The organism is Shewanella yunxiaonensis (assembly GCF_018223345.1).
In the GTDB taxonomy this organism is placed as follows: domain Bacteria; phylum Pseudomonadota; class Gammaproteobacteria; order Enterobacterales; family Shewanellaceae; genus Shewanella; species Shewanella yunxiaonensis.
Map to the genome: position 1 here is coordinate 1884767 of NZ_CP073587.1, position 22507 is coordinate 1907273.

General features: G+C 45.3%; 20 protein-coding genes and 3 tRNA genes. 12 read left to right on the forward strand and 11 right to left on the reverse strand.

What is annotated here, in order from left to right:
* The first annotated feature begins 123 nt into the window (after window positions 1–123).
* Both pssA and KDN34_RS08630 read left to right on the forward strand, forming a co-directional pair.
* On the forward strand, window positions 124–1431 hold the full coding sequence (gene pssA / locus KDN34_RS08625) for a CDP-diacylglycerol--serine O-phosphatidyltransferase (RefSeq protein ID WP_212596445.1): 1308 nt from the start codon (window positions 124–126) through the stop codon (window positions 1429–1431).
* Between the two features lies 1 nt (window position 1432).
* Complete coding sequence (locus KDN34_RS08630; RefSeq protein ID WP_212596446.1) at window positions 1433–2236, forward strand: tRNA-uridine aminocarboxypropyltransferase; 804 nt, start codon at window positions 1433–1435, stop codon at window positions 2234–2236.
* Between the two features lie 4 nt (window positions 2237–2240).
* On the opposite strand, the gene KDN34_RS08635 is transcribed toward KDN34_RS08630, so the two are convergent.
* Window positions 2241–2936: a tRNA/rRNA methyltransferase gene (locus KDN34_RS08635; RefSeq protein ID WP_212596447.1), complete on the reverse strand. Its 696-nt coding sequence runs from the start codon at window positions 2934–2936 to the stop codon at window positions 2241–2243.
* A 207-nt stretch (window positions 2937–3143) separates the two neighbouring features.
* Here KDN34_RS08635 and dmeF point away from each other — a divergent pair, with 207 nt between their 5' ends.
* The 3 genes from dmeF (at window position 3144) to KDN34_RS08650 (ending at window position 6431) form a co-directional block, all read left to right on the forward strand.
* Window positions 3144–4217: a CDF family Co(II)/Ni(II) efflux transporter DmeF gene (gene dmeF, locus KDN34_RS08640; RefSeq protein WP_212596448.1), complete on the forward strand. Its 1074-nt coding sequence runs from the start codon at window positions 3144–3146 to the stop codon at window positions 4215–4217.
* Between the two features lie 18 nt (window positions 4218–4235).
* Complete coding sequence (locus KDN34_RS08645) at window positions 4236–4664, forward strand: MarR family winged helix-turn-helix transcriptional regulator (protein ID WP_212596449.1); 429 nt, start codon at window positions 4236–4238, stop codon at window positions 4662–4664.
* Between the two features lie 141 nt (window positions 4665–4805).
* Window positions 4806–6431 (forward strand): phosphoethanolamine transferase, encoded by a 1626-nt coding sequence (locus KDN34_RS08650; RefSeq protein ID WP_228730461.1) that lies wholly within the window; start codon window positions 4806–4808, stop codon window positions 6429–6431.
* A gap of 60 nt (window positions 6432–6491) precedes the next feature.
* Here the strand turns inward: KDN34_RS08650 and KDN34_RS08655 are convergent, their stop codons facing one another.
* From KDN34_RS08655 to KDN34_RS08670, 4 genes are all read right to left on the reverse strand, one after another.
* Entirely contained in the window at window positions 6492–9182 is a 2691-nt protein-coding gene (locus KDN34_RS08655) for a bifunctional acetate--CoA ligase family protein/GNAT family N-acetyltransferase (RefSeq protein ID WP_212596451.1), read from the reverse strand.
* 777 nt (window positions 9183–9959) lie between these two features.
* Window positions 9960–10036, reverse strand: a tRNA-Val gene (locus tag KDN34_RS08660).
* An 18-nt stretch (window positions 10037–10054) separates the two neighbouring features.
* Window positions 10055–10131: transfer RNA gene (locus KDN34_RS08665), tRNA-Val, on the reverse strand.
* Window positions 10132–10289: 158 nt separating this feature from the next.
* Window positions 10290–11654 carry an MATE family efflux transporter gene (locus KDN34_RS08670; RefSeq protein WP_212596452.1) on the reverse strand — a complete coding sequence of 455 codons (1365 nt, stop codon included), beginning with the start codon at window positions 11652–11654 and terminating at the stop codon, window positions 10290–10292.
* A gap of 28 nt (window positions 11655–11682) precedes the next feature.
* Here KDN34_RS08670 and KDN34_RS08675 point away from each other — a divergent pair, with 28 nt between their 5' ends.
* Entirely contained in the window at window positions 11683–12303 is a 621-nt protein-coding gene (locus tag KDN34_RS08675) for a riboflavin synthase subunit alpha (RefSeq protein ID WP_212596453.1), read from the forward strand.
* 11 nt (window positions 12304–12314) lie between these two features.
* On the opposite strand, the gene KDN34_RS08680 is transcribed toward KDN34_RS08675, so the two are convergent.
* Window positions 12315–12515, reverse strand: coding sequence for a CPXCG motif-containing cysteine-rich protein (locus KDN34_RS08680; RefSeq protein WP_212596454.1), 201 nt, complete (start codon window positions 12513–12515; stop codon window positions 12315–12317).
* Between the two features lie 395 nt (window positions 12516–12910).
* Between KDN34_RS08680 and thrS the strand changes: the two genes are divergently transcribed.
* The 4 genes from thrS (at window position 12911) to rplT (ending at window position 16032) form a co-directional block, all read left to right on the forward strand.
* Window positions 12911–14839: a threonine--tRNA ligase gene (thrS, locus tag KDN34_RS08685; protein ID WP_212596455.1), complete on the forward strand. Its 1929-nt coding sequence runs from the start codon at window positions 12911–12913 to the stop codon at window positions 14837–14839.
* Between the two features lie 3 nt (window positions 14840–14842).
* Window positions 14843–15385 carry a translation initiation factor IF-3 gene (infC, locus tag KDN34_RS08690; protein ID WP_212596584.1) on the forward strand — a complete coding sequence of 181 codons (543 nt, stop codon included), beginning with the start codon at window positions 14843–14845 and terminating at the stop codon, window positions 15383–15385.
* A 77-nt stretch (window positions 15386–15462) separates the two neighbouring features.
* Window positions 15463–15657 (forward strand): 50S ribosomal protein L35, encoded by a 195-nt coding sequence (gene rpmI, locus KDN34_RS08695; protein WP_011759880.1) that lies wholly within the window; start codon window positions 15463–15465, stop codon window positions 15655–15657.
* Between the two features lie 15 nt (window positions 15658–15672).
* The gene (gene rplT, locus KDN34_RS08700; RefSeq protein WP_133039520.1) at window positions 15673–16032 is read left to right on the forward strand and encodes a 50S ribosomal protein L20; all 360 of its coding nucleotides are present in this window, start codon (window positions 15673–15675) and stop codon (window positions 16030–16032) included.
* Between the two features lie 112 nt (window positions 16033–16144).
* On the opposite strand, the gene ttcA is transcribed toward rplT, so the two are convergent.
* The 4 genes from ttcA to KDN34_RS08720 all read right to left on the reverse strand — a co-directional run bounded on the left by ttcA (window position 16145) and on the right by KDN34_RS08720 (window position 20510).
* The gene (gene ttcA, locus KDN34_RS08705; protein ID WP_212596456.1) at window positions 16145–17092 is read right to left on the reverse strand and encodes a tRNA 2-thiocytidine(32) synthetase TtcA; all 948 of its coding nucleotides are present in this window, start codon (window positions 17090–17092) and stop codon (window positions 16145–16147) included.
* A 70-nt stretch (window positions 17093–17162) separates the two neighbouring features.
* Window positions 17163–18092, reverse strand: coding sequence for a universal stress protein UspE (gene uspE / locus KDN34_RS08710; RefSeq protein WP_212596457.1), 930 nt, complete (start codon window positions 18090–18092; stop codon window positions 17163–17165).
* Between the two features lie 97 nt (window positions 18093–18189).
* A complete protein-coding gene (gene etrA / locus KDN34_RS08715) occupies window positions 18190–18933 on the reverse strand; it encodes an FNR family transcription factor (RefSeq protein WP_212596458.1) in 744 nt (247 codons plus the stop codon).
* Window positions 18934–19293: 360 nt separating this feature from the next.
* A protein-coding gene (locus tag KDN34_RS08720) for an IS3 family transposase (protein WP_407695771.1) occupies window positions 19294–20510 on the reverse strand; the annotation gives its coding sequence in 2 pieces (ribosomal slippage) (window positions 19294–20195 and window positions 20195–20510; 1218 coding nt in all).
* A gap of 158 nt (window positions 20511–20668) precedes the next feature.
* Between KDN34_RS08720 and KDN34_RS08725 the strand changes: the two genes are divergently transcribed.
* Window positions 20669–20881: a hypothetical protein gene (locus KDN34_RS08725; RefSeq protein WP_212596459.1), complete on the forward strand. Its 213-nt coding sequence runs from the start codon at window positions 20669–20671 to the stop codon at window positions 20879–20881.
* Window positions 20882–21254: 373 nt separating this feature from the next.
* Here the strand turns inward: KDN34_RS08725 and KDN34_RS08730 are convergent.
* Window positions 21255–21344, reverse strand: a tRNA-Ser gene (locus KDN34_RS08730).
* A 196-nt stretch (window positions 21345–21540) separates the two neighbouring features.
* Here KDN34_RS08730 and punR point away from each other — a divergent pair.
* A complete protein-coding gene (punR, locus tag KDN34_RS08735; protein WP_212593436.1) occupies window positions 21541–22443 on the forward strand; it encodes a DNA-binding transcriptional activator PunR in 903 nt (300 codons plus the stop codon).
* The last annotated feature ends 64 nt before the right edge of the window (window positions 22444–22507 follow it).

The window sequence follows — 22507 nt, forward strand, 5'->3', positions numbered from 1 at the left end:
CACAAGTGAGTAAGTTCTATTGCCTTAAATCCGCCGTCGTTACATTAACGGCTTTTTTATTGTGGTCTCCCTGAAAGGTAAAGGGATCATACGGTTCGGGATAGATTGTTGTAGGAGGATGCCTTGCTGGATCAGCTGGGTGGAATTGCCATAGCTGCTGATGATATTCAGTGGTTGATGACCCCAAAAAATTTCAAGGATACCCTTATTGACAGAATCCTTGCTGCGCAGCAAGTCATTTATATTGCAGCATTGTATCTTGAAGATGATGAGGCCGGACGTGAGGTGTTAGAAGCGTTACTTACTGCTAAGGCACGTCGTCCACAACTTGATATCAAGGTATTGGTTGATTTTCACCGTGCCCGTCGTGGTCTGATTGGCCATAAAGGCGATGGCGGTAATTATCGTCTATACCGGCAGTTGATGAGTAAAGCAGCGCAACCATTCACAATTTATGGGGTGCCGGTAAAGTCTCGAGAATTCCTTGGGGTTCTGCATCTCAAAGGTTTCGTCATTGATGACGCGGTTATCTATAGTGGTGCCAGCCTCAATAATGTCTACCTGCAACAACATGAGCGTTACCGTTTAGATCGTTATTACTTGCTTGAGTCTAAAGAACTCGCTTGCAGTATGCGTAACATGATTGACGAATTTATCTTGTCGCATAGCGCTGTGGTAAGTTTGAGTGACAATAATGATCGCGTGCCTGAGCGCCATGAACTGCGAAGTTTTAAACAGCAGCTTAGCAGTGGCTATTATCGGTTTAATGCACAGTATTCTCCATTACGTATTACGCCGATGGTTGGTCTGGGGCGTAAACAAAACCCGTTGAATAACACTGTGTTACAAATGGTCAAAGAGTCTCGTCATTCATTGTTTGTTTGCACCCCATATTTCAATCCACCGTATCTATTGATGCGCGCCATCGCTAAACATTTACATGATGGTAAGCGTCTGGATATTGTGGTGGGCGATAAAACGGCAAACGACTTTTTTATTCCAGATGATCAACCGTTCTCCACCATTGGGGCATTACCCTATCTCTATGAGCAATCATTGAGAAAGTTTGCGAAGCGCCAGCAATGGGCGATTGATAAAGGATTGCTGAAGATTCATTTGTGGAGTCATGAGCGCAATAGCTTCCACCTCAAAGGCATCAGCATGGATGAACGCAAACACTTGCTGACCGGAAGTAATCTCAATCCACGCGCATGGGCGCTCGACCTGGAAAATGGTTTGCTGCTGCATGATGAACAGCAGACTCTGGCGTCAAAATTTCAGGAAGAACAGCAACAGCTACTGCGATACACCCGCCAGATTAAGCATTACAGTCAACTGGAAACGCTGCAGAATTATCCGGCTGCAGTAAAAAAAATCCTGACACGTATTCGGCGTTTACGTGCGGACTTTTTCTTAAGACGCATTCTGTAACATGACGATATCGTTACTTGCCTCTGTGCCAACTGAGACTGCAGTAGCGATGCACGCAGTGCACCGACTGCATGCTTATCGGCAGGCGATTGCGACTAAGCCTTATGCATCACGCGGTATGAAAGTGAAACGTTGTCCGTTCTGCCTGCTGCCTGCTGAGGTGTGTACCTGTGCCAGTCGTAAGCTTCTGGCCACTGATTCAGCGTTTGCGCTAGTAATGTATGACACAGAAGTACTGAAGCCAAGCAACAGCGGTAGATTGATTGCGGACCTGATCCTCGACACTCATGCATTTTTATGGTCTCGGACTCAGCCTGACCGTCACCTGTTACAGTTATTAACGGATCCTACGTATCAGCCATTTGTGGTCTTTCCTGGCGATTATGCATTACCTGGACAGCAAGTTATTGAAGTATCGCCGACGACATCTTCACTAAAAAATTCGTTTCCGGACGGTAAAAAACCTTTGTTTGTGTTACTTGATGGCTGCTGGCGTGAAGCGGTGAAAATGTTCAGGAAAAGCCCTTATCTGCAGCAATTGCCAGTGTTGTCATTTCATCCTGATACATTGGCAGACTATCAATTGCGTAAAGGCCAACGAGACTTTCAACTTGGCACCGCGGAAGTTGCGTCACTAGTTTTAGAGGTGTGGGGCGAATCGAACAATGCGCGGGCAATGCAATTGTGGTTTCGGGTATTTGTTGAATCTTCAATGTGGAGTCGCAGCGCTCGTTCTCCTGAGTGTTTAGCGCGAAGACAAACGCTGCTTGAAGAATTCAATCAGTTATTCACTGCGAGCAAATAATTCGCTAGGTTAATTTTTTCAAAATATCACTAAATAGCTGATGTGCCATCTTGATATCCCGATCACCAAATTGACAGAGTGTCTCCTCCAGCCAACGTTTCAGCTTGGTATCTTCCTCTATCTGCAACTGAGCGAATAATCGTGCAGATTTTTCAACAAGCGCACTCAACTGGGGTTGCTCGGCATCGTGCTGATGTATTCCGGGCGTAATTTTTGATGTTAAAAATGCCTGCCCCAATTCATAAGCGTACACCATGACTGCTTGTGCCAGGTTGAGTGAAGGGTACTCCTGTGCTAACGGGATATAACTCAATAGATCACAGAGTTCCAGATCACTATTACTTAAGCCGCTGGCCTCACAGCCGAAAACAATGCCGACATTGGTCAACGATTGCTGTTGCTGACTTAATGCATTAACCATTTTTTGTGGTGTCAGATATTCCCGCAAATTACCGCGTTCCCGCGCGGTGGTCGCGATTAACAGATCAAACTCATCGGCAATTGAAGCTAATGACGGCGCTTCTCGAATATTTTCTAGAATATCGACTGCACCACAGGCGACCCATCCAGCTTCATCTTCTCTGTGTGCCAATGAATGCACGACAACTAAGTCATTAAATCCCTGAGTTTTGATAGCTCGTGCGGCAGCGCCAATATTCGCTGCACGGGCAGGGGACACTAATATAAAACTGATGTACATCAGCTAAATCCGTCGTTTTCTGATAGGAATAATTATACGCTTTTTGGGCGGTTAAGCCCATTTTCGATAACATAAACGACTACAACTCAAAATGTGCGTTATGCCGGCTTTTATCAAACAAATCGAACAATTGCTTGCAATTAGCCTCCAGAAAAAAGATAGTTCGTATATCAAGTTATTTGATCATCAAACTAATAGGCGAATTTTATGACTGCCGAATTTCACACTACGGCTCGTTGGCAACAAGCGCATGATTTTAACAAAGAAAATCTAAGCGGCGAGCGCAGTACAAAATGGGTATTAGCGTTAACAGTGGTGACGATGTTGGCGGAAATCATTGCCGGAACGGTTTACGGTTCGATGGCGTTATTAGCTGACGGCTGGCATATGGGAACCCACGCTGCGGCGTTCATGTTGACCCTATTTGCGTATACCTACGCCAGAAAAAATGCAACTAATCCGAGATTTGCTTTTGGTACTGGCAAAGTAAGCGTGTTGGGAGGCTTTACTAGTGCTGTTGCATTGGGATTGGTCGCGTTGGTTATGGTGATTGAATCGGTTTATCGATTGTTTGCGCCGGAGGCTATTCATTTTAATCAGGCAATATTGGTGGCGGTTATCGGCTTGACAGTGAACATTGTCAGTGTGTTTTTGTTAAAGGATCACCAAGGACATGACCATGGGCACGATCACGGCCATAGCCATCACCACGATGACCACAATCTTAAAGCCGCTTATTTTCATGTATTGGCCGATGCGCTGACGTCACTGATGGCTATCGCGGCGCTATTAGCGGGTAAATATATGGGGGCGAATTGGCTCGACCCGGTAATGGGAATCGTCGGTGCCGTCATTATCAGCCGTTGGGCTTGGGGATTAATTAAACAAACTAGCCCTATTTTACTTGATGCCAGTACAGAACCTGATTACGCCTCGCAGTTGGTAAGACGTATCGAGGCAGAAGGTGACCACAAAGTCACTGATCTTCATCTCTGGAAAGTCAGCGCTGACCACCATGCCGCTATGATTTCCTTAGTGAGTCATAAGCCTAAAGATACCGACTATTATCATGATTTACTGGCTGATTTTTCTCAGATTGACCATTTGACGATTGAGGTTAACCGTTGCGATGATTGCACCGAAGCAGAACATCCTCGTAATAGTTGCAACGGTAGTGGTTGCTGTCATCATGCTACTGACCATGACCATGACCATGACCATGACCATGACCATGACCATGACCATGACCATGACCATGACCATGACCACCATCATCATTAACCCATAGTGGAGCTACTAATGAGCGCTGAGTACCAACTGGATCAGGATATCAACCACGCCATTATTGAGTTTTACGAGCGTTTGTCATCTTGGGAACAAAGTGTCGTGAGGGATCAAGGGGTGTCGCTCGCGCAGGTACACACAGTTGAGATACTCGGTGCCAATGGCTCCATGCGGATGAAAGAGTTAGCCGATAAGCTCGGCATCACTACGGGAACGTTGACAGTGCAGATTGATCGACTAGTAAAACTCGGACTAGTTGAGCGTCAACCCTCTGTCAAGGATCGACGCTCGGTTGAGGTTTTGCTGACAGAAAAAGGCCAGCAAATGTTTGCTGAGCACGACCAACTGCACTTGCAGTTAACCCGTGAAATGACTGCAGTATTTGATGATACAGAGTGCCATCAGTTATTGACGTTTTTGACCCGCCTGAATGGTACATTCTGAAACATACAACCATAGCTATTTGTTGTTATCCTAACTCACTTAAGTATTTCTTAAGTCGTGATTGTTATAAATCGCACTTAATATCTGTAAGCTTGCTTGTCTGAAAATTAAGACAAATTTCTCGTCGTTGTGGGAGCCAAGGTGCTTAAATCGTTATCCGTAAACCGCGTTACTTTCTTGTTGGCGCTGTTTTTCGTCATGATCTTCAACATTCCATTCTTTTCTGTGGTTAAAAAAGGACTTGAACATCAATCTCACATTGATCCGGTATTTGTTGCCACAATCCCGGTCTTTTTGGTCGCAGCGCTCGGCTTTCTGTTTTCATTTTTTAGCTTTAAGTATCTGCTTAAACCCTTTTTTATTGCGTTGATATTGTTGTCTTCCGGGGTGTTTTTTGCCGCTTACAAATACGGTGTTGTATTTGATACAGGAATGATTGAAAACACCTTTCAGACTAACAGCGCAGAAGCCTTAACCTATGTGAACTGGGCATCGTTTACCAATTTTGCCTTAACCGGGTTGGTACCTGCATTTTTACTGTATAAGGCAGATATTGAGTACCGCCCGTTCACCAAAGAAATGTTGCGAAAGCTAGTATTTATGCTGGCTAATTTGACGGTAGTGGTGGCTATTGCCTTTGTTTATATGCAGAATTATGCGTCCTTTGTTCGCAATAATGATCAGATTAAACACTATATCGTCCCAACCTATTTCATTGGTTCTGCATCTAAATACATTTATCAGAACTACCTGCAAGCGCCCATCACCTATCAAGAGCTGGGACTGGATGCCAAAGTCATCAAACCTGCGGCAATGAAGGAAGAGAAACCCAAATTATTGGTGTTAGTCGTTGGTGAAACTGCCCGGGCGATGAATTATCAGTATTACGGCTATAATCGACCAACAAATCAGTATACGAAAGATTTAGGCCTGATTGCATTTAACAATGTCCAGTCATGTGGAACCGCAACAGCTGTATCGCTGCCATGTATGTTCTCTCGTATGAATCGCAAAGACTATGAGGCTCGTCAAGCGCGGTCTCAGGATACCGCTGTGGATGTACTGCATCATGCCGGTGTCAACGTATTTTGGGTAGACAATGACAGCGGTTGTAAAGGGGTCTGTGATCGCGTACCAAATTACACCATTGATGTGAATATGGATAAGAAGTTGTGCGATGGTGAATTTTGCAAAGATCAAGTAATGGTCGATAAACTTGATGAATTGCTAACGACCAAAGAGCAACCAAATCAAGATAGATTGATCGTGTTGCACATTGTTGGTAGCCACGGCCCGACCTATTATTTACGTTATCCTGACGATCACAAGCAGTTCACTCCAGACTGCCCGCGTAGCGATATTCAGAATTGTAGCCACAATGAATTGGTCAATACCTACGACAATACCATTCTCTATACTGATTATATTTTGTCGGAGATTGTAAAACGGCTGCAGCAGCAACATATGTATGCCCCAGCAATGATGTATTTGTCAGATCATGGGGAGTCACTGGGTGAGAAAGGGCTGTATTTGCATGGCACACCGTATGGTATCGCGCCAGCCGAACAGACTACCGTGCCTTGGTTATCTTGGATTTCTGCTGGGTATGCTCAGGAAAATGGCCTGAGCGAAAGTTGCCTCAGTGGGTTGCAACAGCGCAGCGGCTATTCGCAGGATAACTTGTTTGATACGCTGTTAGGCTTATTTAATGTCAGCACGCAGGTCTATCGACCGAAAGAAGACATCTTTAAGCAGTGTCGCACTTAAGGTTTTGTGATCGGAATCGAAAAGGCTGCTAATGCAGCCTTTTTTGTTGTCATCGACAGTCTACGATTTTGAGAGATCCATATGCATATGGATCAATCGCTCTTCCATATCAAACGTTACTGCAAACCCGAGGCTTTTCGCCAGACTTGCCATATTACGATTCTCAAACATGGTATATCCCGTGAGCACCGGCGTGCCTGCGGCGCGAAAATAACGAATGAGTTTTTCCAGTAACAATTTTCCGATACCAATACCCTGATGAGAACTACGTACCGCCATCGCAAACTCGGCTTCTGTATTATCAGGATCAATCGAGGCGCGCACAGCACCGAGGGTGATATCGTCACCAGAATCATCTTTAATGGTGGCAATAAACGCCATTTCTCTGGCGTAATCAATCTGCGTAAGCACTGCCATCTCTTCGTGCGTCATCTGTGAGCGTACACCGAAGTAACGTTTATACCGATCCTCATCTGATAATGAATTATCAAAGGCCAGGTGTTTGGGTTCATCCTCGGGTAAGATGGGGCGTAACATTACTTGCAGACCATTACGCAATGTCGCCGTTTCTTCAAGATCTTTAGGGTAGGGCAAGATGGATAATCGAGCGCTATTGTCTTTGATATCTTCCGTTAACCGCAAATTAATATCCAGCAGGGTGATAGTGTCCCCTGATGCCAAAACGGGGTTTAAATCAAGACCTTCAATTTGTGGACAATCAATCACCAAGCTGGAGATCTGCGTTAACATTCGGCAAATCGCTGCCATATCTAAGCCATTTGGCAAATGTCTGTCGTGGATTTTTCCGGTTTTTAGTGCCTGAATCACCATATAGCGGGACAATGCCATATTGAGCGGGGGTAGGGCCACTGCCGCATCCCGAGTTGGCTCCCATTCAGAGCCTCCTTCACCGAGCATAATGGCAGGGCCGAAGACCGGATCATTAAGCACTGCTACACGTAACTCTTGCGTGCCAGCCGTCAGTGCCATTTTTTGAACGATCATCCCTTCAATGCGCGCGTCCGGATTTGCCGCCCTTACGCGACTAGTAATGGCTGCGGCTGCATGGCGAACCTCTTCGGCATCCGCCAAATTCAACATAACGCCGTGAACATCAGATTTATGTAAAATATCGGGAGACTGAATTTTAAGGGCGACCGGATAGCCTGCACGTTCTGCAATCACAACCGCTTCATCCGCATCATTGGCAAACCAGGTATCGATAGTCTTTAGCCCATAAGCACTGAAAACCGCCCGTGCATCATGGGTTTCGAGCACTTTTCGGCCACTTTGTAAGGCTTGCTGCAGAATTCTCCGTGCGGTTGCAGTATCAGAATTGTTGGTTAGCGACTGCGGTACTTCCTGCAACAGTTTCTGGTTACGACGAAATTCCACCATATGCATAAAAGCGCGAACAGCACCTTCTGGGGTACGATATGTTGGAATTCCCGCCTTAGAAAAGCGTCGACGAGCTTCATATGCGGAATCTTCACCACTCCAGTTAGTCAGCACGTTAACGCGATGCTTTCGAGGATGTTTGCTGGCGGCTGCAATGACGGCATCCGCGATGTTGTTGCCATTGCCTAACGCTGAAGGCGAGTGCAGTACTAATACGGCATCTAGTTCATCACTATCCATTAAAATGTTTAGGGCATTGGCATAACGTTCGCCATCTGCATCGCCAATAATATCGACCGGATTTTGCTTCGACCAAGTTGGTGGCAATACCGCAGCGAGTTTGCTTTTAGTCTCTTCAGATAGCTGGGCGAGTTTACCGCCTTTGATGATCAGTTCGTCCACAGAGAGTACGGCCGGCCCACCACCATTACTAAGAATACATAAACGCTCACCATGCAGCGGATTAAGGTGCGCCAGACTTTCAAGAGCGGCAAATAGTTCAACTAAGTCGTTTACTCGCAGCATACCTGCACGTCGAAACGCGGCTTCATACACAGCATCGTTACCTGAGCTAGCACCGGTATGATGGCGGGCAGCGTTACCGCCTTCGGCACTGCGGCCGGATTTAATCACCAGTATGGGTTTGTGTCTGGATGCTGCACGTGCAGCGGAAAGAAACCGTAATCGCTCATTGATGGAATCAATGTAAAGCATGATGGCTGAGGTTTTTGAATCACGTCCGAGGTAATCCAGCAGTTCATCAAAATCGATATCACCGGCATCACCCAGTGAAATAAAAGAGGAAAAACCAATACCTTTGTTATTGGCCCAATCGAGTACTGTGGTGCATACCGCCGCGGATTGTGAAACGAAGGCAATTTTCCCGGGCTGGGCGCTGGTGTGGGCCAAACTGGCGTTCAAACCAAGGTTGGGCAGGATCATTCCTAAACTGTTGGGGCCCAGTATCCTCATGCCATAACGTTTACCACTTTCCGTAAGCTTTTGCGCCAAGGTTTGGCCGTCGTCTGCCACACATTGATTCATACCCGATGCAATAATCACCGCCGTTTTGCAACCAAATTGCGCTAACGTTTCTGCTATCTGAGGAACTCGCTCGGCTTTGGTACAGATAATGGCTAAGTCGGGTTTGACTGGTAGTGATTCAATATTGGGGTAGGCCAGCACCCCCATTACGGAGGTGGCATGCGGATTCACCGGCATAATCGGGCCATCAAAGCCGCTACTGAGCAAATTTTTCATCATGATGCAGCCGGCTCTGGCAGGCGAGTTAGACGCCCCAATAACGGCAATAGATTTTGGGGTAAACAGACTGCGGATGCTGCGCTGACTCATAGGGTGTTAGCTCCGTATGCTTGGGAGTTTCGAGCCTATGATTTCATAGCTACCAAACACTAACAATACACCAAAAGTCAAAAAGTTATCTTTTGCTAAATAGGACTACTGAAAGCCCAAGGAAAATAAAAAATGTGGCATGACCGACTTCACGTTAGTTATGTCATGTCCGACAATACCTAAAGATTGTCTGAACAGTCGCTGCTTTCTTCGGGTAGTGTGCTTCACCTCATAATCCCACATCCTAAAAATAAAGATTAGGTTTCGGCCTTATTAAACAAAAAACGATGGATCTCATTTCAACTTTTAGGGCGCAGTTAATCTGGACACTGCATTGTCTGTCGGTAACTATCGTGTAATAAGACCGTTAGCCCGAGAGTGTCGTGAAGGGCTTTATCTTGCATAAGACACAAAAAAGTATCGTTTAGTCGTGCTGAAGCTATCACCCGCGCTTAACGCCGAAACCCGCTCCAATCTACAGCAATTAAGGGATGAAATATGAGCTTAAAGCAGCTGAGATTAAATCATACCAGCCTGTTGTGATTCGAGATTGTGGTGCTGTCGCTCAAAATGGGATTACCGATCATTATTACGCAATCCGCTTAAATCCAGACAATCGTTATAAGATCTCGAAACTGGGTCTGTCATTTGAAAATGTTTTACCGCTTTCGTCCGACTCAAGAATCCAATGTCGAACCTACCGAGCATGCGATGCGATGTGCATCAACAGAGATATGCAGTAAATAAAAAACCACAGAACCAACGATGAATTGCAGATGGTACACCCGAGTGGACTCGAACCACCGACCCCTACCATGTCAAGGTAGTGCTCTAACCAGCTGAGCTACGGGTGTATAGAAGGACAAATTTATTGGTACACCCGAGTGGACTCGAACCACCGACCCCTACCATGTCAAGGTAGTGCTCTAACCAGCTGAGCTACGGGTGTACACTTAACTTCCGAAGGCTAAACTATTCACCAACGGAACGGACGCTATATTAAAGTCCAGCCACTGATCCTGGCAAGTGAAAAAACCTTTTTTTAACGTCGGATGGTGATTTGCTGTGCAACTGCCGGTGTTTTATCAATCAATAGATAATATAGTGTCAGAATTCAATAACATCACTGTGACGTATTCGGCGTTGAATCACTTTAAGACGAACTGCATAAAGCATTGCTGCAGTAGTTAAACCGGCAATTAAACCGCACCAGAAGCCGTAAGCGCCAAGTTTGGGTATGATTAAATCCGTATATGCCAACAGATATCCCAGTGGCATGCCGACACCCCAATAGGCAAAAAGAGTAATGTAAAAAGCACTGCGAGTGTCTTTGTACCCCCGCAATGCGCCCGCTGAAATTACCTGCACTGAATCTGACAGTTGATAAAGCGCTGCCATTAACATCAACCCAGACGCTAATGCAACCACTTGAGGATTTTTGTTGTAGAGCAATGCGATATTTTCTCTTAACAATACCGTCAGTAGTGCAGTACATGCCGCGAGCGAGAACCCTAGAAGTAATCCAGTTTTGCTGACAATTGCGGATTGTTCTGGTTCATTGCGTCCCAAGTAATAGCCGACGCGAATCGACACGGCGATACCAATAGACAATGGCACCATGAACACCATTGATGAAAAGTTGAGTGCTATTTGATGGCTCGCCACTACGTTTGCGCCCAACGGTGCCAGCAGCAGCGCTATGATAGAAAATAAGCTCACCTCAAAAAACAACGCGAGCGCTACGGGCATCCCCAGTTTGCTCATTTGCAGTATTGTTTGCCATTGTGGCCGGACAAACTCGTCGGGTAAGCGTGCCGCTTTAAATTTCGGATGCCATTGCATGTAAATGAGCATACTTAAACACATTGCCCAAAAGACCAATGAGGTAGCAACACCGCATCCTGCCCCCCCCATAGCGGGCAAACCCAAATGCCCATAGATAAATATATAATTTGCAGGAATATTTACTGCGAGTCCTACAAAACCGATGATCATTGCCGGCATCGTGTAAGAAATACCTTCACTACAACTGCGCAGTACTTGGTAAATGAGAAACGCTGGCGCGCCCCACAAGATGCCGTGAATATAATTTTCTGTGACGACATAAAGCGCTGGATCTAAGTTCATGTGATCCAGAACAAAACTGGCAGAATTGAGAAACAGCATCACACCGATGGCACCAAATGTGGCAATATAAACCCCTTGATAAGCCAAGGGACGGATCTTGTCACTTTGTCCGGCGCCAAAATGATGTGCAATCATCGGCGTAAAGGTTAGCAATAAGCCATTAACAAACAGTATTGCCGGTAGCCACAGACTAGTACCGATAGCGACGGCAGCCATATCTTTGGCACTCACGCGGCCAGCCATCATGGTGTCAATAAACCCCATCATGGTTTGCGTAACCTGAGCTACCAACACTGGCAAGGCTAATTGAATAATACGTTTGGCATGAAAAGCTAACTGCGCCATGTCTGTCCTTTGAACCAGAGAGTAGAGAATGTTTACAGGTATTGTTCAGGCCTGCTGTAAAGTGCTGGCAATTGAGAAAAAGCCAGGATTGCATACGTTGCAGATCGCGTTACCACCAGAATTACTGGAGGGATTGCAAACGGGAGCCAGTGTAGCCAATAACGGAGTATGTCTCACAGTTACGCGAGTGGGGCATGATAGGGCGTTTTTTGACGTAATGGAAGAGACGCTTAACCTGACTAATCTCGGTAATTTACAAGTTCATGATGACGTAAATATTGAGCGTTCATTGCAATTTGGCAAAGAGATCGGTGGCCATATTCTATCTGGACATATTCATACCCAAGCGAAATTGGTGACCGTTGATCAAACCGATACCCACTATGATCTAACGTTAGAACTGCCGTCGGTTTGGATGAAGTATGTGCTTTACAAAGGCTTTATTGGTATTAATGGATGTAGTCTAACCATCGGAAATATAAAGAACAATTGTTTTGTTCTGCACCTTATTCCAGAAACCTTAAGACTCACTAATCTTGGTCGTTATCAACCGGGTATGTTTTTTAATATTGAGATCGATAGCCAAACCCAAACGATAGTTGATACCGTTGAGCGAGTATTGGCTCAAAAAGATGTAGCCCAGCGTTAACCCGTAATCCACTAATAAAATTGTTCATCGTCAGCATCAACATGCAATTCAATGCGTTGATGCTGATGATCGATATGCATACGGATGTGGATAGGATTGCAGCAAATTCGGCAATCACTGTAAAACTCTTGATCACCACCGCTGGAGTCAAGTTGCAGTGTCTGTTGGTGCCCACAATATGGGCAGCAGATAGTTTGCTGTTTCATTGACATTACCTCGGTTGATTAACTCTCTTAGAGTATAGATGAGCGGCATCTAATGTGCTGTAGCCGCATCAATGCTCAATTCATTTAAGTGTTATAAATTTCTTGCGCCATAACCTGAAATAATCTTTATGTTTTTCAATGAAATGTTACGAGTACGTCTTTCTCAGAGGATATTTTCAAAAGGTGTAAGGTAACTTTACGAAGGCATCACATTAATGTGAATTAGTGTTAGATTTGGTTGCGTCTACAAAGGCTTATCCATTAAAATCGTCAGCTCGTTTTACCGATGCCAAGGCTCTTGTATTGTCTTTCTCAGTAAAACGCACACGTTTTTTAATTCTGTTTATTTGAATCAGCCAAGTGGCCCTGCGTGTGGGTCACCACTGGACTAAGGATTATTCATGCCTGTTATTACTCTGCCGGATGGAAGCAAACGCGAATTTGCCAATCCTGTCTCGACTCTGGATGTTGCCGCCGATATCGGTCCAGGCCTCGCAAAAGCCTGTGTAGCCGGACGTGTTAATGGTCAGTTGAAAGATGCTTGCGATCGGATCACTGAAGACGCCGAACTCTCCATTATTACCGCTAAAGATCAGGAAGGACTGGAAATTATTCGTCACTCCTGTGCCCACCTTTTGGGGCATGCCATTAAGCAATTGTGGCCAGAGACCAAAATGGCGATCGGACCAGTGATCGATAATGGCTTCTACTACGATGTTGATTTAGAACATAAGTTAACACAAGAAGATCTCGATAAACTGGAAGCTCGGATGTTAGAGCTGGCTAAGACTGATTACGACGTAGTAAAACGTGTCGTCAGTTGGCAGGAAGCGCGCGATGCTTTTGCACAGCGCGGTGAACCATACAAAATGGCAATCCTTGATGAAAACATCAGTAAGGATGATCATCCGGCACTTTATCATCATCAAGAATATACAGACATGTGTCGTGGTCCACACGTGCCTAACATGCGCTTATGCCACTACTTCAAACTGATGAATATTGCGGGCGCATACTGGCGCGGTAACTCCGATAATAAGATGTTGCAGCGTATTTATGGTACGGCTTGGGGTGATAAAAAAGCGCTTAAAGCCTACCTGCAACGCTTGGAAGAAGCCGCAAAACGTGACCATCGAAAAATTGGTAAGCAGCTCGATCTCTACCATATGCAAGAAGAAGCACCCGGTATGGTGTTCTGGCATCATGATGGCTGGAGTATTTTCCGTGAACTTGAGCGTTTCGTTCGCACAAAGTTAGATGCGTACGACTATCAGGAAGTGAAAGGTCCGTTCATGATGGACCGGGTACTGTGGGAACGCTCAGGCCACTGGGATAAATATTCTGAAGCGATGTTCACCACTTCCAGCGAAAACCGTGAATATGCGATTAAGCCAATGAACTGCCCTGGGCATGTTCAGATCTTTAACCAGGGGCTTAAATCCTATCGTGATTTGCCGCTGCGTATGGCTGAATTTGGTAGTTGTCACCGTAACGAACCATCAGGCTCCTTGCACGGTCTGATGCGTGTTCGTGGTTTCACTCAGGATGATGCACATATTTTCTGTGCGGAAGACCAGGTTCAACAAGAAGTTAGTAGTTGTATCAAGATGGTTTATGACATCTATTCAACTTTTGGCTTTCAAAATATCGTCGTTAAGTTGTCCACTCGTCCTGAAAAACGTATTGGTGATGATGCCATGTGGGATCGTGCTGAAGCTGCACTAAAAGAAGCGCTGACCCATAACAATATCGAATACGAAATTTTGCCAGGTGAAGGTGCTTTCTACGGGCCTAAGATTGAGTTTACACTGCATGACTGTTTGGACCGTGCTTGGCAATGCGGCACAGTGCAATTGGATTATGCGTTACCTGGACGTTTAGGTGCTACCTACGTGGCTGAAGATAACAGCCGACAGGTACCGGTGATGATCCACCGTGCAATTTTAGGTTCGTTAGAACGCTTTATCGGTATTTTGATTGAAGAATACGCCGGTAAATTCCCAGTATGGCTGGCTCCATCTCAGGTTGTGGTAATGAATATTACCGATAAGCAGTCTGATTATGTTGAAGAAGTCGTCAGTCTTTTCAAGTCTCAAGGCATCCGTGCGTGTAAGGACTTGAGGAATGAGAAAATTGGCTTTAAAATACGCGAGCACACATTGCAACGGGTTCCTTATTTGCTGGTCGTAGGCGATCAGGAAATGGAGAATAGGGAAGTTGCAGTACGCACCCGGGACGGGGTCGACTTAGGCAAGATGAGCATCGATGCTTTTGCAGCCAAAGTAACTAAACAGATTTCGCTCCGTAGTCTTGAATTGTTGGAGGAATAGGTCATAAAGATCAAAAAAACAGCAGGCCGTCAGGCGGCCCCTAATAGAATCAATGATGAAATTACCGGCGTATCTGAAGTACGTTTGGTAGGAGTTGAAGGAGAGGCAATCGGGGTTGTTGGTATCAGACAAGCCCAAGAGCAGGCTGATGACGCAGGTTTAGACCTGGTAGAGATCAGTCCTAATGCCGAGCCGCCTGTATGCCGTATCATGGACTACGGTAAGTTTCTGTTCGATAAGGCTAAAGCCCAGAAAGAACAGAAGAAGAAGCAGAAACAGGTCCAGGTGAAGGAAATTAAATTCCGCCCTGGTACTGACGAAAACGACTATCAGGTAAAACTACGCAACCTGATTCGTTTTCTGGAAGACGGAGACAAAGCGAAAGTTACGTTGCGTTTCCGCGGGCGCGAATTAGCGCATCAAGGGCTAGGTATGGAACTGATGAACCGTATCAAAGCCGATCTTGATGATGTCGCAGTGGTTGAAGCTTTCCCGAAAATGGAAGGCCGTCAAGCTGTGATGGTGCTAGCGCCGAAGAAAAAATAGTAGGGCTATCAAAGTAGTGCGGGATATTCCCAAACTCGCCTTACGTTTTATTAATTATCCCAATGCGGAGTTTTTAAATGCCAAAAATGAAAACTGACCGCGGTGTGGCTAAGCGTTTTAAGAAAACCGCTAATGGTTTCAAACGCAAGCAAGCCCATCTGCGTCACATCCTGACCAAGAAGAGCACCAAGCGTAAGCGTCACCTGCGCGCTAAGTGTTTAGTTGCTAAAGTAGACGTGCCAGCAATTGCACGCCAACTGCCATACGCTTAGTAGGAGGATTGAAAGATGCCAAGAGTTAAGCGTGGTGTAACTGCACGTGCTCGTCACAAGAAAGTTCTGAAACTTGCCAAAGGTTACTACGGTGCCCGTTCACGTACTTATCGCGTAGCGGTACAGGCAGTAACTAAAGCTGGTCAGTATGCTTATCGTGACCGTCGCCAGAAAAAACGTCAATTCCGTCAACTGTGGATTGCACGTATCAATGCGGCTTCACGTCAGAATGGTCTGTCTTACAGCCGTTTCATCAACGGTCTGAAGAAAGCGTCTATCGAAATCGATCGTAAGATTTTGGCAGACATCGCTGTATTCGACAAAGTTGTATTTGCAACTTTGGTAGAAAAAGCAAAAGAAGCACTGGCAAACTAATTAACCAATAATTAGTTGTTGTTGCATTAAAAAGGGGCCATATGGTCCCTTTTTTATTATTTACCCAAAAAAGTCCGTCTCATACGGACATTATTCTAAAGGTTACGCCTTTCTATGGCGTGTAAATTCCTACCACCTCGATTCGCTGATGTGGCGCTGCTTTATCAAGATCGATATGCCCACGATTTTCCACATCCATAAAATCAAATGCTGGCAAATCCGCGTCGGCTACCTCACCTGACACCTCTGCATGCGGATCCTGTTTTAGCGATACAAAGTCAAATGCGTTTCGGTCTACACCTTGTGAAGGCGCCGTATTTTGCATAGCGGTGAAGATCGTTTCTATGCGACCAGGAAATTGTTTGTCCCAACCTTTAAGCATACTTTTAATTTCTGCGCGTTTGAGATTTTCCTGGGAGCCACAGAGATTACAAGGAATGATAGGAAACTGTTTAAGTTTAGCGTATTCGGCAATGTCTTTTTCACGGGAATAGGCAAGGGGACGGATCACCACATTTGCGCCATCATCAGATAACAACTTAGGTGGCATTGCTTTCAATTTGCCGCCATAAAACATATTCAGAAACAGCGTTTCAATAATGTCATCCCGATGGTGACCCAACGCTATTTTGGTAGCACCGATGCGATGGGCAAAGCCGTAGAGTGTGCCTCTGCGTAAACGTGAGCATAACGAACAGGTGGTTTTTCCCTCAGGGACCTTTTCCTTAACAATGGAATAGGTGTCCTTTTCCAAAATATGGTAGGGAATATTCAGACTGTCTAAATAGGCTGGCAATACATCTTCAGGAAATCCAGGTTGCTTCTGATCCAGATTCACCGCAACAATTTCAAATTTCACCGGCGCACGTTGCTGTAGGTTAAGCAGAATATCCAGCATGGCATAACTGTCTTTACCACCAGACAGGCAACACATTACCCGATCACCTTCTTCAATCATATTGTAATCGGCGATTGCGCTGCCCATTTCTCTACGCAAACGTTTTTGTAATTTGTTCAGACGAGTGATCTGCTTTTTATCGAGTTCAGCTATTTCAACCATAAAAAACGCGCCCTGTTGCTGCTTAGGTCAGGGCGCGTATTATTCCAGCTAATGTTTTTAGCGTAAAGCACTAATCTTCTAACGGTGACTTGTAGCCATCGGGTTTAATCGCCAGTAAATCACAGTTAATTGCATCAATTACATGTTCAGCTGTGTTACCAATCAATGCAGCGGAAAATCCTGTCCTACCGACGGTTCCCAGGATCACGAGTTCAGCGTCAATCTTTTCCGCGACTTCAGGAATGACATCTTCAGGCAGACCTTCTTTCACATGGCAGTTATTACAGTCAACACCATAGTTATTGGCTAAATAATTTACGCGTTGCTCGTGCTGCATCCGGATGGTTTCATTGTATGTGTGGGCATCAAAATCTGGCAGCTCAATAGCCAAATTCACTGGCGTACCAGGATACCCATTTACCAAATGGATTTCGGCATTGAATTTGGAAGCAATGGCCTGTGCATGCTCAATAATTCTACCGTTGAGCGATTGATGATCTTCATCTTCTGAAGCCACATTCACTGCACAGAGGATTTTACCGTTTAGTGGCCAGGATTTTTCTTTAACCAGCAAAACGGGGAGGGGAGCTTTACGCAACAAATGCCAGTCCGTAGGCGTAAAAATCACGGCCTTAAGCTTATCGTGCTCATGAGTGCCTTTAACTAGAAGGTCAAATTTACCGTCGATAGCGAATTTAATAATGCTTTCAAATGGGCGGTTATGCCATACCACCTCATATTTCATGTCAATATCTCTTTCTAGATATGGCTTAATCATATCTGCTAGCCAGGCTTTGCGCTGGTTGATAACACCCAGTCTCATGGCTTCCCGCTCTTGATTAGACAAGATCGAAGTCATTTCATAAGAGAGGTCAAAGATAGACAAAAATGCGGTAACTGAAGCGTTATTGCGGCTAGCAAGTTCAGCAGCTCTTGCGAGTGCTGATTGCACATCAGAGGTAGGATCGACAACAACCAATAACTTTTTATAGTCCATCATGGCAGTTTTTCCTTTTTCCAGATGACATAACTATATCATGTGCCATCACTGGCAATTTGTCTTGTTGGAGATCAAAAAATTAATGCTAAATGCAGGGTTACCGCGCAATACCTCCCAATTGGTATAGTGCGGCGGTATCGACAATGGTAATGTACTTGCCGTTTACTTCGATTAAACCTGACTTCTGAAATCTACCTAATAGACGGCTGATAGTCTCGACTGTAAGACCCAGATAATTCCCGATATCGCCTCGCGTCATACTGAGACGAAATTCCCGCGGAGAAAAGCCGCGATTACCATATCTGACAGCGAGATTGCCGATAAATGCAGCTAGGCGTTCTTCCGCATTCTTTTTACTCAGCAGTAGGATCATGCTTTGATCTGTCATAATCTCACTGCTCATCATGCGCAGAATTTGCTGCCGAAGTTTTGGCATTGTGCCGGACAATTCATCCAGAGTATTGAACGGAATTTCGCACACCATGGATGTTTCAAGTGCTTGCGCAAAACTTTGATGCTGCTGAGAGTGAATGCCATCAAAGCCGATAACGTCACCGGCAAGGTGAAACCCCGTAATTTGCTCATCGCCTTGTTCGGTAATGGTATAACTCTTAATGGTGCCAGAACGTATAGCATAAAGAGACTTGAGAGAGTCTCCAGATTTAAATAATTGCTCGCCTTTTTGGATAGGCTTTTTACGCTCGATAATGTTATCGAGTTGGTCTAACTCATTGTTATTTAGAGTGAAAGGAATACATAGCGTACCCATACTGCAGTCATGACAATGAATCGCACAACCTCCCGTAGCAGGACGGCGGAGTTTATTATTATCAATAGCCATAGTCGTTCTCAAATGAAACTGCTGGTGTCATGTTAACTAAAATCCTGCAGTACTACCAGTCGGCGGATAAAATCGTTGTAGAAAAACCGAAGGCCAGCCCAAAAGCGATTAGAATTGGTTGCTTTTTAGCCAGATTGGAGGAGTTTATAGTCCAAAGGTTATTTAGATAATCAGGATTGATTATATTTATATATTAATGGCTTACTTGGCATGAACGGGAATATACAAGGTGTTATTCGGAACTTTTAAACCAGAGTTCATAACGATAATCTCAGCGGCTAAACCTAGGACTTTCCACATGAAGACCTTCATAGAGATAACATCGCATTTAGTGTAGTTGCCCCCACCAAAACGGACAGCTTAACTCGCCACTTTAAGAGCTCGATACTCTCTAGGTGACATCATTTTCAATCCACTGTGTGGGTGGTAATTGTTGTAATCGTCAAACCATTCAGCGAGCTTTGCAAGCACCGTGGCTGCGTCTGGACGGTCGTTCAGGTATACATAATCTCGTTTAAACGTCTTCACGAAAGCTTCTGCCATGCCATTGCTTTGCGGGCTTCTAACTGGCGTCGTGCACACCTTAAAACCGAGTGACTTGGCGAACTGCCGTGTTTCTTCGGCGATATAACAACTGCCATTATCGGTTAACCATTCGACGGTATGTGGCAACTCTCGGACATCTCCGAAGCGCTGTTCCATGCTTTCAACCAAAATGTCTTGAACCATGTCAGCGCGGATACCCGTCGTTGTGGCTACATAACTCATAATTTCACGATCACAGCAATCTAAGCTAAATGCCACGCGCACTTTTTCTTTGTTCCAGCACGTTATTTCAAAGCCATCTGAGCACCAGCGAGTGTTTGGGTGCAACGTAATAACCTGACCGTCATGAGCGCGGTGCTCACTTACACGACCGGTATGTTTGCGTAACAGCAAGTTGTTTTGTTGCATCAGGCGATAGACGCGTTTTGGATTCACTCGCGTAATTACATGCTGCTCTGCTTTCAACTGGCGATTTAAATGCGCAGTAATCCGGCGATAGCCGTTGCTTTCACGCTCCTCGCAGATGTCGATTATTAACGGCAATAACAGCGCATCATCAGCCTTGTTGTAGCGTACTGAGCGGCCTTCTCGGCGCACGGACAAACGTTGGTATAAGTTCGAACGCGACACGCCAAGAGCCGCAGCTACTCGGAGGACAGGGAATCGTCCGGTGGTAGCAATGGCATGCGCGATATCAACTTTTTTGACTGGGCTATCTCCAGCGCCTCTTTTAGAATTTCGGTTTCCATCGTTTTACGGCCGAGCAACTGCTCAAGCTGTTTCACTTTCTTTTGAAGCGCCTTATGGTCTGCAGCACTGACGACTTCGTCACCAGACTGGATAGCAGACATACCACCATCTTGCATGAGCTTTTTCCACTTAAACAATAGACTCGGGGTTATGCCGTTTTGCCTGGCAACCAGCGAAACCGAATAGCCCGGCTGCATAGTCATGGCAACGAACTTTGCTTTTTCTTGCGGAGTATAACGACGGCGACGTTGTTCGCCAGTAATAATTTCAATACGTTCCATAGACACTCCTTAAAGATAGGTCTAAGCCTATCGCTTAACTAATGAGTGTCCGTTTTAATTGGGGGCTATTACATTTAGCAATTTCAGTTGTGCTATATGAAAATGGCGATTATCTCCTTGAATAACTAAAATCACTACATCATCAAGGAGGTAACGAGATGCAAGAATTCTACTTTGTTCACACCAAGACTGATGCACAGGGTGATTATGAAGTGCATACAGAAAATTGTAATAAGTTGCCTACAGAAGAAAATCGAGAATATCTCGGGACTTTTGATAACTGTGCCGATGCCGTCAGAGAAGCTAAGCATCTGGGTTATGCAGCTGCCAATGGATGCTATTTTTGCTGTACGTCATGCCATACGAGTTAAATGCTAGTAAAACTAAGCACGTTATAAAAATTGAATTCATGGTTACAAAGACGCATCAATTCACGCGATGTTATAAACCTCGGCGAGCTAATGATTTACGGCCAGTGTTCAGCGAGAGCTGTCCCAAAGCCGAGCCGCTGGTGACTGATTAGGACAATGACACGGCCAGAACCCCAAGCGCGCAAATAGCGTCACCCATAATTGCGCACAATGTATATTATGTTAAATTAGCTACAGATGGAATTTAATGAGTGTTATCTCGCTATGGTGATTTTTGCCTTTGTGATTGATACCCTACCGAATAGTGATTCAAGCGATAGAAACAGAATTCACAAAAGAAAAAGCCCGCTGATTTCAGCGGGCTTTCGGAATATGGCGGAGGAGCAGGGATTTGAACCCTGGGTGGGCGCGAACCCACGCCGGTTTTCAAGACCGGTGCATTCAACCACTCTGCCACCCCTCCGAACGGCAGGAATAATAGCGTTTGGATAGGGTTGCTGTAAATATCCTTATGCATTTTTCTGTTTCGTTTGCTTATTCGCTGCACAAGCTGCTTTATTTGCAGCCAATAACTATGAAATTTTGTCTTTAAGCTTGTACATGCCAATGATAATCTTTACCTTGATTGGGTATCAAATAGACTCAAAGGAAAGGTCTTTATGCTCTCAGAACAATCGCTGGAATTGATCGATCTGGTAGCGCAGTTAGGCAGCTTTACTGCGGCCGCGACCCATCTAAACAAAGTGCCATCCGCTGTTAGTTATGCTATCAAACAAATTGAAGACGAAATTGGTGTTGTCCTTTTTGAACGGCACCACCGCAGCGTATCTTTAACGCCCGCGGGTGTCCATTTTGTCGAGGAATCGCGTGAGTTACTGAAATCGATATTCCGTCTGAAACGCAGGACTTTGCAAGCAGCCAACGGGTGGCAACCTTCATTAGCTATAGCACTTGATTGTGTTGTCAGAGCGGACCGAGTGGCCTACCTCATCCGAGATTTCTATCAACGATTTGATGACGTGGAGCTCAAGATAAGAAAAGAAAATTTTAACGGCGTTTGGGAGGCTTTGGTAAATGGACGATGCGATGTTGCCATTGGCGCTACATCAACCATACCTGTCGGCGGGCCTTTTTTATCAAAGTCTATGGGTAAAGTTGTATGGAGTCTGGTGATGTCACCAGCACATCCATTAGCGCACATTTCGGAACCGATAACTGATCAGGCACTTCTGCCCTATCCTGCTGTTTGTTTAAGTGACACCAGTTGGCAATTTGTTCCACGGAGCTTTGCGGCTGCGCCTAATCAACGTCAAATCCAGGTGCCAGATTGGGTTCAGGCAATTAATGTGTTGCGAAGCGGACTCGGTATTGGCTGGGTCCCTCGGCATTTGGCGAAAAGTTTTATTGAATCTGGCAGCCTCATCGAAAAGGAAATGGTCTCCCCTTTGCCTGCCAGTGATTGCGCATTGTTGTGGAATTCTCGCCAACAATCCCCCGCCCAACAATGGGTACTTGAATATCTTGGTGATGGACTCCAGCTTAGAACACACTGGATCGATTAATATTAAGCATTGATTAATATAGCTATGTGATAAGATAGCTATCATTGGAACTTGTTAACACCTG

Coding starts and splice junctions, on each gene's coding strand:
- uspE (WP_212596457.1), bottom strand. CDS start 18,092: ATGATGGACTATAAAAAGTTATTGGTTGTTGTCGATCCTACCTCTGAT.
- thrS (WP_212596455.1), top strand. CDS start 12,911: ATGCCTGTTATTACTCTGCCGGATGGAAGCAAACGCGAATTTGCCAAT.
- KDN34_RS08675 (WP_212596453.1), top strand. CDS start 11,683: ATGTTTACAGGTATTGTTCAGGCCTGCTGTAAAGTGCTGGCAATTGAG.
- dmeF (WP_212596448.1), top strand. CDS start 3,144: ATGACTGCCGAATTTCACACTACGGCTCGTTGGCAACAAGCGCATGAT.
- ttcA (WP_212596456.1), bottom strand. CDS start 17,092: ATGGTTGAAATAGCTGAACTCGATAAAAAGCAGATCACTCGTCTGAAC.
- etrA (WP_212596458.1), bottom strand. CDS start 18,933: ATGGCTATTGATAATAATAAACTCCGCCGTCCTGCTACGGGAGGTTGT.
- KDN34_RS08645 (WP_212596449.1), top strand. CDS start 4,236: ATGAGCGCTGAGTACCAACTGGATCAGGATATCAACCACGCCATTATT.
- KDN34_RS08670 (WP_212596452.1), bottom strand. CDS start 11,654: ATGGCGCAGTTAGCTTTTCATGCCAAACGTATTATTCAATTAGCCTTG.
- KDN34_RS08680 (WP_212596454.1), bottom strand. CDS start 12,515: ATGTCAATGAAACAGCAAACTATCTGCTGCCCATATTGTGGGCACCAA.
- KDN34_RS08630 (WP_212596446.1), top strand. CDS start 1,433: ATGACGATATCGTTACTTGCCTCTGTGCCAACTGAGACTGCAGTAGCG.
- rplT (WP_133039520.1), top strand. CDS start 15,673: ATGCCAAGAGTTAAGCGTGGTGTAACTGCACGTGCTCGTCACAAGAAA.
- punR (WP_212593436.1), top strand. CDS start 21,541: ATGCTCTCAGAACAATCGCTGGAATTGATCGATCTGGTAGCGCAGTTA.
- KDN34_RS08655 (WP_212596451.1), bottom strand. CDS start 9,182: ATGAGTCAGCGCAGCATCCGCAGTCTGTTTACCCCAAAATCTATTGCC.
- KDN34_RS08725 (WP_212596459.1), top strand. CDS start 20,669: ATGCAAGAATTCTACTTTGTTCACACCAAGACTGATGCACAGGGTGAT.
- KDN34_RS08635 (WP_212596447.1), bottom strand. CDS start 2,936: ATGTACATCAGTTTTATATTAGTGTCCCCTGCCCGTGCAGCGAATATT.
- rpmI (WP_011759880.1), top strand. CDS start 15,463: ATGCCAAAAATGAAAACTGACCGCGGTGTGGCTAAGCGTTTTAAGAAA.